Below are 11,823 nucleotides of genomic sequence, written 5' to 3' on the forward strand. Positions count from 1 at the left end.
TGGGATTGCGGCCACAATACGCGGCCTTCGCGATTGAATATGAGACCTGGGGGCGGATTCGCAAGCGTGATGGAGTATTCCAGCGACAACGAGGTGAATGCGGCGTTGAGCCGGGCGCGCGCATCGGTCGATGCCGCCTGTTCGCGCGATCGCGGTCCGCTGCTGGGGCTGTGGTCGCGCTGGCGGCGCACGCCTGGCGACCCGGCCGCGCGCGATGCGTTCGCCAGCCGGCTGCAGGCCTCGGTCGCGCGGCGCGAGGCGCGCGGGCGCAAGCTGCCGCGGGCGACGGTCGATCCGGTCCTGCCGATCGCCGGCAAGGCCGAGGAGATCGTCGCGCTGATCCGGGCGCACCAGGTCGTCGTGGTCGCCGGCGAGACCGGCTCGGGCAAGACCACCCAGTTGCCCAAGCTGTGCCTGGCGGCCGGGCGCGGCGCGGCGGGCATGATCGGCTGTACCCAGCCCCGGCGCATCGCCGCGCGCACGGTCGCCAGGCGCGTGGCCGAGGAGCTGCAGGTGCCGATCGGTGGCGCGGTGGGCTACCAGGTCCGGTTCAATGACAACGTCGGCCCCGACACCGCGATCAAGTTCATGACCGACGGCATCCTGCTGGCGGAGATCGCGTCCGACCGCTGGTTGTCGGCCTACGACACCCTGATCGTCGACGAGGCGCACGAACGCAGCCTCAACATCGATTTTTTGCTCGGCTACCTCCAGCAACTGCTGGCCCGGCGACCGGACCTGAAGCTGATCGTCACCTCGGCGACCATCGACACCGCGCGCTTTTCCGCCCATTTCGATGACGCACCGGTCGTGGACGTCGAAGGCCGAGGCTACCCGGTCGAAGTCCGCTATCGCCCCCTCGGCGAAGAACCGGGGGCAGCGTCGAATGTCGCAGCCGGTGCGAACGGGGCGCCGCGCGGGCAGGGGAAGATCGACGCTGACCCCGGTGTTTCGGTGCTCGACGGCATTCTTGCCGCCTGTGACGAGATCATGGGCGAGCGGGGAACCGGCGACACGCTGATCTTTTTGCCCGGCGAGCGCGAGATCCGAGATACGCACCAGGCGCTCGAGCGCCGCAAGTATCGCCACACCGAGATCCTGCCGTTGTATGCGCGCTTGTCGGCGCGCGACCAGGACCGGGTGTTCAATCCCGGTCCGCTGCGCCGCATCGTGCTGGCGACCAACGTGGCCGAGACCTCGCTGACGGTGCCGCGGATCCATTATGTGGTCGATCCGGGGCTGGCGCGCGTCAAGCGCTACAGTCCGCGGCAGAAGCTAGACCGCCTGCACATCGAGCCGATCAGCCAGGCCAGTGCCGACCAGCGCAAGGGCCGCTGCGGACGCATCGCGCCGGGCGTGTGTTACCGCCTGTTTTCGGAGGCGGATTTTGCGTCGCGGCCGCGCTTCACCGATCCGGAAATCCGGCGCGCGGCGCTCGCTGGCGTGATCCTGCGCATGTTGTCGCTGGGCCTGGGCGGGGACGGCGCGCCGCGTGCCCGGCGCGGCCGGCGCAGTGGCGACGCGCCGCGCCCGGCCGCCGATCCGATCGCCGATTTTCCGTTCGTCGAGCCACCCGATCCGCGCGCGGTCGCCGACGGCTGGCAGCAGCTGACCGAGCTGGGGGCGATCGACGACGGTCGCCGGTTGACTGCGCACGGCCGCACGATGGCGCGGCTGCCGGTCGACGCCAAGCTGGCGCGCATGCTGGTCGCCGCGCACCAGCATGGTTGCCTGCACGAGATGCTCGCGATCGCGTCCTTCCTGGGCATCCAGGACCCACGCGAGCGACCGGCCGATCAGCGGGCAGCGGCCGACGCCGCGCATGCGATCTTCGCCGACGCGCGCTCGGAGTTCGTCGGCATCGTCCGGCTGTGGGACGCTTACCGGCAGGCGCATGAAGACCTGACCCAGTCGCAGCTGCGCAAATGGTGCGAACGGCATTTCCTGGGCTTCTTGCGCATGCGCGAGTGGCGCGAACTGCATCGGCAGCTCAAGTTGCAGTGCCAAGACCTGGGTTGGTCGGTGGATGCTTCGGGTGTCTCGCACGTGCCGGCCGAGGACGAGACCGAGAACGCGCGGGCACGTGGGCAGGCTGCCATGCGTGCGCACGTCGCCTTGCATCGCGCGCTGCTCGCCGGGCTGCCCACCCAGATCGGCCATCGCGCCGACCCGGCCGGTGGCGGGCGCCATTCGGGGCAGTACGAGGGGCCGCGCGGACGCCGGTTCCAGTTGTTTCCCGGCTCGCCGCTGGCGAAGAAGCCGCCGCCGTGGGTGCTGTCGGCGACGCTGCTCGATACCGAGAAGGTCTGGGCACTGACCAATGCCGGGATCGAGCCGGACTGGGTGATCGCCGAGCTCGATCACCTGCTCTCGCGACGTCATCACGACCCGCGCTGGTCGCGCGCGCAAGGCCGGGTGATCGGCAGCGAGCAGATTGCCTTGTTCGGCCTGGTGCTCGCGCCCAAGAAGCCGGTGGATTACGGACGGCTGTATCCCGATCAGGCGCGCGCGCTGTTCCTGCGCGATGGCCTGGCGACCGGCGAGATCGACCTGCGCGCGGGATTTCTCGAACGCAACCTGCGCACGCTGGCGCAGGCGCGCGAGGAGGAAGCCAAACTGCGGCGCAGCGGGCTGGTCGTCGATGAGGACTGGATGGCGCAGTGGTACGCGCAGCGCATTCCCTCCGACCTGCTTTCGGCCCAGGCGCTGGATGCCTGGTATCGAAAGGCGCCGGAGGCGGCCAAACGTGCGCTCGAATGGAGCCGCGACGACCTGTTGGTCGCAGACGGTGTCGATGCTGACTTGTTTCCGGCATTCATCGCACTGGGCGATGCGCGGCTCGCGGTGGCGTACCGGTTCGAACCGGGCGCGCCCGACGATGGCATGACGGTGTCGGTGCCGCTGCACCTGCTCAATGCGATCGACCCGGCGCGGCTGTCGTGGCTGGCGCCGGGCTTCGTCGAGGACAAGGCGGCGGCGCTGATCCGCAGCCTGCCCAAGGCGTTACGCCGTAACTTCGTACCGGCGCCCGATTTCGCGCGCGCGTTCGCCCAGGCCTGGCGCGACGGCGATGCGGATAGCTTCGCCGGCACGCTGGCGCGTTTTTTGAAGAAGCTCGGCGGCGTGGAGATCGCGGCCACGGACTTCGATGAGACCGCGCTCGAGCCGCATCTGCGGGCGAATCTGCGCCTGGTCGATGTCGGCCGTGATCGCAAGGCGCGCACCGTGCTGGCCGAATCGCGCGACCTCGACGCGTTGCGCGCGCGTTTCGGCGAACGGGCCGCGCGTGCATTCGCCGCCCATGCCGCCGATGGGCTGCAGCAGCGCGGCTTGACGGCATTCCCGGACACGCCGGTGCCGGTGTCGATCGCAGGCGCCGGCGGGCTGCCGGCGTATCCGGCGCTGCAGGACGATGGCGAGAGCGTGTCGCTGGCCGTCCACGCCGACCCCGCGCAGGCGCGGCGCCTGCACCCACAGGGCGTGCGCCGCCTGTTGCGGATCGCACTCGTCGAGCGCGTGCGCCAGGCACGCAAGCAATTGCCGGTGGCCCCGAAGACCGCGCTGTTGTACGCGGCCATCGAGTCGTTGGCGCCGCGTGCGGCCGACCGGCCAGGCGACCGGCTGCGCGAGGATCTGGTCGAGGGCGCGCTCGCCGCGTTGCTCGACGACGGTCTGGAGACGATCCGCGGCGCCGACGCTTTCGCCGCGCATCGCGACACGGTCGGCAAGGCCCTGTTCGGCGAGGCGATGGCACGGCTGCAGCGCGCCGAGACGATCCTCGACCTGGTCGCCGAGATCCGCGGGCGACTGGATTCGAAACTGATGGGATGGGCGCGGGCGAACCTCGACGACATGCAGGCGCAACTCGCGGCGCTGGTGCCGCCGGGCTTCCTGCGCGACGTGCCTGCGGCCGCGCTGGCCGAGTATCCGCGCTGGCTGCGCGCGCTGTCGCTGCGCGCCGAACGTGCGTTGCGCGACCCGCAGCGCGATCAGCAGCGCATGCTCGACGTCAAGCCGTTCGTCGACGCGCTGCTCGACGCCGGCGCTCGTGGCCGCGGCGGCGACGCGCAATGGCAGGCGCTGCGCTGGGATATCGAAGAGTTGCGTGTCTCGCTGTTCGCGCAGGAACTTGGCGCCAAGGGCGGCGTATCGGCGAAGAAGCTGGCCGGACGCATCAAGGCGCTACACAAGGATTAAGCAATGGGGCGATGCAATCGCCCCATTGCTTGGCTCAGAGCGGGATGCAGCCTCCGCCGGGCGTGCAGATGTAGCGCACGACCATAGCCCAATTTCCCGACGAGCATTCCCACTCGGTGTAGCCGCCGGGAGAGGGGGTCGCTAGCTGCTCTCCCTCGTTTGCCGCCGTGCACGCAACGTCGGGAGGGGCGGCATTGGCGCCACCGGCAACCGTCATCATCGTGGCGAATGCCGCGATGGCGCACCCACGCATCAGCTTCTTCATCATGTGTTTCCCTGTATGACGACGCCTAGAGTTCGTATGAGCCGTAGCTCTATTGCCGACGGTCGGCGACGATCCGCCGTGCCGATCCAATCTAGCAGAACGTGTCTGCTGTGACCTTGCGTGCTTCCGGCGTTTCGGGACCGTTATCACGAATACGCCGAGCGATTGTGTGCATCTCGGGCTTTAGCCAGCGACGACATCCGCTTTACGTGTCCATGAGTGCGCGTACATGCTCTCGACCAAGTCGTTGCAGTGTGTATGCTCGATCAGGTTGCGCACGTGGTCGGCCAGGTCGGCGTCCGGACGCAGCCGTCGATCCGTGTAGCCGGCCTGCCAGATCGAACCGGCGCCGCGGGCGCGCCCGCGGATCGCACGGGCGGTCTGCGACTTGAACGTCTGCACGACCTGCCCGAGCATCGGCACGCGCAGTTCGAACAGCCAATGCACCTGGTCGGGCATCAGGACCCAGGCTTCGGAGCGCAGCCAGCCCTGTCGTTCGCAGGCCTCGATCTCATGGCGCGCGATTCGTGCGTAGAGCGGATCGCGCAGCCAGGGGACGCGGCCGTAGGTGACCGCAGTGATCATGTAGTGCGCGCCTTGCGCGGAACGCGGGAGGGGCTGAGGGCGTGGACTGGCCATGCCAACAGCGTGCATCGCACGCCGCGGCATGCGCATCGGGACTTGCCGCGCAGCGCCCTCCGAAGATGCCGCAGGGCGCGGACGGAAATGTTCCCGACAATTGCATCCGGGCACGGACATGCGGCTCTTGACCGCGCCGCGCTCGAGGCCGCGGTGCTAGGCAGGCGACGTCGTACAGTCGGACTCGGTCAGGCGCCGCGCGCTGCGCTCGGCGCTGCCGAGCGGTGTGTGCTCAGCGCACGCGCTCGACCTTGGCCTGGGTGTTGTAGCCGTCGACCTTCAGCCACCAGGCGCCGAGCATGCCGGGGCGGATGCGCACGCCGACATCGGTGCCACGGGCCCCCGAGAGCGTCGCGCCGTCGATCTGGCGCCAGACCTGGCCATTGGCGAGGGTGTACTGCCGGCCGCTGCCGAAGCCCTGGAAGGCTCCGACGATCGTGCTCTCGATCGGCTCGCGTGCCGGCGCAGATGCGGGCAGCCCGGTGGCGGCGGAGGCGGCCTCGCGGCGGCCTTCCTCGCGGGCCTGCGCGATCCGCGCTTCGACGTCGGCACCCGCCCCCACGGTCGTGGATGCGGCCGGTGCACCGGCCTGGCGGGCCAGCCACGCATTGAGCCGATCGAGCTCGCCGTCGTCGAGCTTGCCCAGCCCGGCGGCGCGGAATTCTGCGGCGCTCATCCGGTCCTCGATCCGGGGCTGCTGCGCGAACGCGGGCAGGGCGGTCGCCAGCGCGGCGGCGATCAGGACGCAGTGAAATGCACGCATGCTCTGTTCCTCGGGCGGGGTCGCGGGCTAGTGTAGACGGTCCTGCGACCGTCCCGAACACGCCATGTCCGAGCCCGCCGGCCCCCTGCCGGATCGTCTGCTGGCGCTGCCTTCCACGGCTGCGCTCGGGCCGGCCCTGCGCGCGGCCTTGCAGGAGGCGGCCGCCGCGGCCGACGGCGTGGCCGAGCTCGATGAGACGGTGCTGCAGGACACGCTGGCGTCGCTGGCGCTGCTGGGCGCCGATGGCGACGTGGTCGCCGCGGCGATCGCCGATGCGGTGCCGGTCTGGCGCGAGCCGCTGCGCGCGCGCGTGCCCGCGCTGGTGCCGCTGCTCGACGGTCTGCGCGCCGCGCACCAGGTCTGGTCGCTGCATGCCGAACACGTCGGTAGCGGCAACCCCGAGGGTCTGCGCCGGCTGTTGCTGGCGCTGGTGCGCGATCTGCGCGTGGTGCTGGTGTTGCTGGCCAGGCAACTGGCCCAGATGCGCGCGGCGGTGCGCGCCGACGAGCCGACCCGACGTGCGCTGGCGCTGCTCACCAGCGATATCCACGCCCCGCTCGCCAACCGGCTGGGCATCTGGCAACTGAAGTGGGAGCTCGAGGATCTGGCGTTCCGCTATCTGCAGCCCGAGACCTATCGCCGGATCGCCGGCTTGCTCGACGACAAGCGCGCGGGGCGTGAACGTTACATCGAGCAGGTGCGCACGCAACTGGGCGACGCGCTCGCCGCGCAGGACGTGCGCGCCGACGTTGCCGGGCGGCCCAAACATATCTACAGCATCTGGCGGAAGATGCAGAAAAAGCAGGTGCCGATCGGCGAGCTCTACGACCTGCGCGCGGTGCGCGTGCTGGTCGACGACGTGCCGGCCTGCTATGCGGCGCTGGGCGTGGTGCACGCGCTGTGGACGCCGATTCCCAGCGAGTTCGACGACTACATCGCCCGGCCCAAGAACAACGATTACCGCTCGCTGCACACCGCGGTCGTCGGGCCTGAAGGCAAGACGCTCGAGGTGCAGATCCGCACGCGCGAAATGCACGAGGCGTCCGAACTGGGCGTGGCCGCGCACTGGCGCTACAAGGAGACCGGCGGCTCGCAGCGCGCGCCGGCCGGCAGCGCCGCGCTCGAGCGGCGGATCGAATGGATGCGGCGGTTGCTCGAATCGCATACCGACGCCGGGCGGGCCGAAGGCCTGGCCGATGCGTTCGATACCGAACTGGTCGAGGACCGGGTCTTCGTGTTGACGCCAAAGGGCGAGATCATCGATCTGCCGCAGGGGGCGACGCCGCTCGATTTCGCCTATCACGTGCACACGATGGTCGGGCACCGCTGCCGCGGCGCGAAGGTCGACGGCCGCATCGTGCCGCTCGACACCGTGCTGCGGACCGGCGAACGGGTCGAGATCCTCACCGCCAAACTGCCGTCGCCGCGGCGCGACTGGCTGGTCGCGGCCAATGGCTTCCTCGCCAGTCCGCGCTCGCGCGAGAAAGTGCGCAACTGGTTCCACAAGCTCGATCGCGAACGCAACGTGCAGGCCGGCCGCGAGCTGCTGGAGCGCGATCTGCGCCGGTTGGGCCTGCTGCAGGCCGACCTGGCGCCGGTGCTGTCGCGTTTCAACGCGAGCAGCGTCGACGACCTCCACGTGCTGGTCGCGCTCGGTGATGTGGGGCCGAACCAGATCGGCCGCGCGCTGCTGGAGATCGAGCGCGAACGTCACGCGCCGGCGCAGGACGAGGCGCCGACGCTGCCGCTGCGCCGGCCGCGTCGCGCGCCCAAGGCGGCCGATTCGAGCTTCCGTGTCGTCGGCGTGGACAACCTGCTGGTCCAGGTCGCGCGCTGTTGCCGTCCGGTCCCGGGTGAACCGATCGCCGGCTATCTCACCCGGGCGCGCGGCGTGAGCGTGCATCGTCGCGACTGCCCGTCGTTTCTGCGGTTGTCGTCGGGTCAGCCGCAGCGGGTGCTGCCGGTCGAGTGGGGCGAACAGAGTGGCGGTCACGAGTCGGATGTCGTCGTCGAGGCCGTCGATCGCCGGCATCTGCTCAAGGATCTGAGCAACCTGATCGCGCAGGAGGACGTGCACGTGCTGGCGATCCAGAGCGAGCACCACCGGCTGTCGCGTGTGCAGTTGCGGTTGCGCCTGCGGGTCTCGGATTACGGCCAACTGGCGCGACTGCTCGGCAAGCTCGACAGCGTGCCCGGCGTGGAGTTGGCGCGGCGGGCGTGAACGATCGCGACATCGGTGTTCAGCGCGATCTCGCATACTGCGCGGCGTGAACGGCGACGATCTCTCCAACGGACCTGCGCCCGCCCGGCGCCTGGCTGCACGCCCGTGGCGGTCGCTGGCGGCCGACGCGCCCTGGTGGCGCCGCTGGCCAGGGTTCTCGCTGGCGGCGTGCATCGGCCTGGCGCTGCTGGTGTTGGGCGTCCGTGTGCTCGTCGTCGACCGACTGTGGCCCGAGACACGGGTGCAGGCCTTGCTCGACGATGCCGCGCAGGCGGTCGCGGAGGGGCGCCTGGACGCCGGCGACGGTAGCGGCGCGCGGCAACTGTTCGAGGCCGCGCAGGCGCTCGACCCTGACGACGTGCGTCCGCGCGCCGGGCTGTCGCAGGTTGCCGATGCGGCACTCGTCCAGGCTCGAGCCGCGGTCGAGGCCCGGCGCTTCGACGCTGCCCGGGCCGCGCTCAAGCTGGCCCGGGAGTTGTCCGCACCGCGCGATGCGATCGCGGCGGTGGACGCGCGGCTGCGCGCGCTCGAGGCCGGTGGGGCAGCGCCGGAGGTGCTGTTGCGCCAGGCGCAGGCGGCGCAGGCCCTGGGCCGGCTCGATGCCGGTCCCGATGCGGCGCTGCCGCTGTATGGGCGGGTGCTCGCGATCGAGCCGAGCAATGGCGATGCGCTGCGCGGGCGCGACGAGTCGCTGGCCGCCCTGCTCGAGCGGGCACGTGCGCGACTGCGCGACGGCGATCTGCGCGGAGCGGCCGCGCTGGTCGCCACTGCGCGCAATTACGATCCCGGCCACGTCGACCTGCCCGACACCCAGGCCCGCCTGACCGAGGAACTCGATGCACTGCGGCGGCGCGCGGCGGCGCACCTCGCCGACGGGCGCATCGAGCGCGCCGTCGCCCAGTGGCAGAGCCTGCTGGCCTTCGATGCCGAGGACGCCGCCGCGCAGCGTGGGCTGCTCGATGCGGGGGCCGCGTATGCACAGCGCGCCGAGCGCTATGCCCGCGACTTCAACTTCGCCGATGCCGATGCGCAGCTGCGCGAGGCGCGGGCGCTGGCGCCCGACAGCGAGGCAGTACGTGCGGCCGAATCGCGGATCGCGCGGTCGCGCGCGGTGCATGCCGACCGCGGTGTGCAGTTGCCGCCCCAGGAACGCCGACGCCGGGTGGCGACTCTACTGCAGCAGGCGGCTGCCGCGCAGGCGCGCGGCGATCTGATGGCCCCTCCGGGCGACAGCGCCTATGACCATGTCCGCGCCGCCCGTTTGCTGGCGCCCGACGATCCGGCGGTCGCCCGTGCCTCGGCCAGGTTGTTGCCCGGTGCCCGGCAATGCTTCGACGCCGGCCTGCGCGCCAACAACCTCGCGCGCGCGCATGCCTGCCTCGACGCCCGGGTGGCACTGGGCGAAGGCGAGCCGGCGGCCCGCGACGCGCGGCGGCGCCTGGCCCAGCGTTGGCTGGCGATCGGCGACGAGCGGCTGGGGGCGGGCAATCTCGCCGGTGCGCAGGCCGCGCTGTCGGCGGCGCGCAGGATCGACCCAGGGGTGCCGGGGCACGCCGAGTTCGCCCAGCGGCTGCGCACTGCATCGCTCAACGGCGATTGATCAGGGCTGCGGGCGGCCCTCGACACCGTCCACGAACACGCTATGGACGGTCCGGCGCGCGGCGTCGAGGGAGAAGTGGCGCCGGACATTGTCCAGGCCGTTTTCCGCGAGCCGGCACCACAGGGCGTCGTCGTCGTACAGGCGCACGACCGCGTCGGCGAACGCGTCGGCCTGGTCGGCCAGCAGCACGTCATGGCCGTCGTGCAGTTGCATGCCCTCGGCCGCGCAGGTTGTCGCGACCACCGGCTGGCCATGGGCCATGCTCAGGTTGACCTTGCCCTTGACGCCGGCACCGAAGCGCAGCGGCGCGACCGCGATGCGGCAGCCGTCCATGTAGGGCGCGATGTCCGGCACGTGGCCATGGATGACGACCCCGTCGACCCGGGCCAGGGCGGCGATGGCCTCGTCGACATGGCCGCCGATGCAGTGGAAGCGGACCTGCGGCAGGCGCGCGCGGATCGCCGGAAAGATTGTGCCGACGAACCACTTCACCGCATCGACGTTCGGCGGATGGCGAAAGCCGCCGACAAAGACCAGGTCCTGCCGCTGCGCGAACGGTCGCCCAGGACCGGCGACCTCGTGCAGATTCGACAGCAGCGCCACTCGGGCCTGGGGGGCGTCGCGGGCCAGCAGGGCGACCTCGCTCGGGCTCACGACCAGGGTCGTGTCGCTGCGCCCCACGACGTCGAGTTCCTGGTCGCGGGTGCGCTCGGCGGCGCGGCGCAGCGCAGGATCGCCCGACATTTCCGCACCACGCAGTTCGCGCAGGTAGTGCAGGTCGATGGTGTCGAAGATCACTTGCGCCTGCGGTGCATGTCGGCGCACCAGTGGCAGAAACTCGTGCGCGATGTAGTGGCGGCACAGCATGACCCGCGCGAACCGTCCGCCGTGCGTGCGCATCCAGTGCGCCGCGCTCTTGGCGTAGGGCGCATACCAGACCTCGACACCGATCGCCTGCAGGGCCTGCGTGGCCGCGCCCAGGTGACGACGGTCGGCCGGCAGGAACACCACGTGCATGCCCGCCTCGCGCAACAGCCGCATCAGGTTGACCAGCCGCAGCGAGGCCGAGTCGCGATCGGGCATCGGGGTCACGCTGTCGATGATCAGCACCTGGGGCACGCCAGCGCGCGGCAGTTGGCCGGCCGCCACCGGATCGGCGGGTCGCTGCGCCAGCACGTGTGCCCAGCGTGCGGCGAATACTGGCTGGTTGCGCGCCTGTGCTGCCTTCATGCCCTGCGACAGATCGGTGCCCGCGCTCGCACCCTCCAGGTGCACGACGCAGGCCTCGGGCTGCATCGCCACGCGCAGCCCGGCTTCGCGCACGCGCAGCGCCAGATCCGCGTCCTCGTAGTAGGCCGGTGCGTAACGGGTGTCGAAGCCGTCCAGGCGTTCGAACAAGGCGCGCGGCAGCATCAGCGCCGCCCCCGAGACGTAGTCGACGTCGGCGCGGTAGCGCAACTGTGGATGCATCGGGTCGGCGAATCGGCCGCGGTTCTCGCCGCGACCGTCGCGCACGAGCATCGTGCCTGCTTCCTGCAGGCGGCCGTCGGGATAGACCAGTTGCGCGCCGACGATGCCAGCATCGGGTTCGCGCGCGAAGGTCGCGAGCATCGCGTCGAGCCAGCCGGGCTGGGGAACCGTGTCGTTGTTGAGGAACAGCAGATGGCCCCCGCGCGCCAGCGCCGCGCCCGCGTTGCAGGCGCCGATGAACCCTGCGTTGGCCGACATCACATGCAGGCGCAGGCCGCCGATGCGGGCCAGTGTCGCCGCGCTGTCGTCGGGGCTGGCGTCGTCGACGACGATGACCTCGATCGAGGCCTGCGGCGGGTGCGCAGCGATCGCGCGCAGGCAGGCCAGGGTCTGCGGCAGATGGCCGTAGACCGGCACCACGATCGACACCGCGGGCGCGTCGTGGAGCGGGATTTCGAAGGGGGCGAACGGGCGCAGGTCGGGGGGGCGCAGTGTCTGGCGCGCGCGTGGCGCGAACACACCGAACTGCGCGCCGACCCGCTGCCAGGTGGCGCGAAGCCCGCGCATGCGCAGGCTCGCGAGTCCGCGGCGGAACAGGCCGAGCGCCCGGACGACCCGGAAGCGCGCATCGGCCAGGGAAAACGACATGCGTCGGAACTCCAGCTGAC

Annotated in this window: 7 protein-coding genes; 3 read left to right on the forward strand and 4 right to left on the reverse strand. The window is 71.0% G+C overall.

Annotated elements, in window-relative coordinates; translation table 11 throughout:
• Positions 1 to 69 precede the first annotated feature (69 nt).
• On the forward strand, positions 70 to 4,197 hold the full coding sequence (gene hrpA / locus ABE488_RS13780; protein ID WP_346448951.1) for an ATP-dependent RNA helicase HrpA: 4,128 nt from the start codon (positions 70 to 72) through the stop codon (positions 4,195 to 4,197).
• Between the two features lie 34 nt (positions 4,198 to 4,231).
• Here the strand turns inward: hrpA and ABE488_RS13785 are convergent, their stop codons facing one another.
• The 3 genes from ABE488_RS13785 to ABE488_RS13795 form a co-directional block, all read right to left on the reverse strand.
• On the reverse strand, positions 4,232 to 4,462 hold the full coding sequence (locus tag ABE488_RS13785; RefSeq protein WP_346448953.1) for a hypothetical protein: 231 nt from the start codon (positions 4,460 to 4,462) through the stop codon (positions 4,232 to 4,234).
• A 183-nt stretch (positions 4,463 to 4,645) separates the two neighbouring features.
• A complete protein-coding gene (locus tag ABE488_RS13790) occupies positions 4,646 to 5,047 on the reverse strand; it encodes a transposase (protein WP_346448955.1) in 402 nt (133 codons plus the stop codon).
• 286 nt (positions 5,048 to 5,333) lie between these two features.
• Positions 5,334 to 5,864, reverse strand: a complete 531-nt coding sequence (locus ABE488_RS13795; protein WP_346448957.1) for a hypothetical protein — start codon at positions 5,862 to 5,864, stop codon at positions 5,334 to 5,336.
• A gap of 64 nt (positions 5,865 to 5,928) precedes the next feature.
• Between ABE488_RS13795 and ABE488_RS13800 the strand changes: the two genes are divergently transcribed.
• Together ABE488_RS13800 and ABE488_RS13805 are read left to right on the forward strand one after the other, a co-directional pair.
• Positions 5,929 to 8,085 carry a bifunctional (p)ppGpp synthetase/guanosine-3',5'-bis(diphosphate) 3'-pyrophosphohydrolase gene (locus ABE488_RS13800; RefSeq protein WP_346448958.1) on the forward strand — a complete coding sequence of 719 codons (2,157 nt, stop codon included), beginning with the start codon at positions 5,929 to 5,931 and terminating at the stop codon, positions 8,083 to 8,085.
• A 46-nt stretch (positions 8,086 to 8,131) separates the two neighbouring features.
• On the forward strand, positions 8,132 to 9,685 hold the full coding sequence (locus tag ABE488_RS13805) for a hypothetical protein (protein WP_346448960.1): 1,554 nt from the start codon (positions 8,132 to 8,134) through the stop codon (positions 9,683 to 9,685).
• Here the strand turns inward: ABE488_RS13805 and ABE488_RS13810 are convergent, their stop codons facing one another.
• Positions 9,686 to 11,803, reverse strand: coding sequence for a glycosyltransferase (locus ABE488_RS13810; RefSeq protein ID WP_346448962.1), 2,118 nt, complete (start codon positions 11,801 to 11,803; stop codon positions 9,686 to 9,688).
• Between the last annotated feature and the right edge of the window lie 20 nt (positions 11,804 to 11,823).

The sequence above is a fragment of the Luteimonas sp. TWI662 genome (assembly GCF_039673825.1).
GTDB lineage: Bacteria > Pseudomonadota > Gammaproteobacteria > Xanthomonadales > Xanthomonadaceae > Luteimonas.

Excerpts from the sequence above, each read along its gene's own strand:
- ABE488_RS13795 (WP_346448957.1), bottom strand. The coding sequence starts at position 5,864 with ATGCGTGCATTTCACTGCGTCCTGATCGCCGCCGCGCTGGCGACCGCC.
- ABE488_RS13785 (WP_346448953.1), bottom strand. The coding sequence starts at position 4,462 with ATGAAGAAGCTGATGCGTGGGTGCGCCATCGCGGCATTCGCCACGATG.
- hrpA (WP_346448951.1), top strand. The coding sequence starts at position 70 with ATGGAGTATTCCAGCGACAACGAGGTGAATGCGGCGTTGAGCCGGGCG.
- ABE488_RS13800 (WP_346448958.1), top strand. The coding sequence starts at position 5,929 with ATGTCCGAGCCCGCCGGCCCCCTGCCGGATCGTCTGCTGGCGCTGCCT.
- ABE488_RS13810 (WP_346448962.1), bottom strand. The coding sequence starts at position 11,803 with ATGTCGTTTTCCCTGGCCGATGCGCGCTTCCGGGTCGTCCGGGCGCTC.
- ABE488_RS13790 (WP_346448955.1), bottom strand. The coding sequence starts at position 5,047 with ATGATCACTGCGGTCACCTACGGCCGCGTCCCCTGGCTGCGCGATCCG.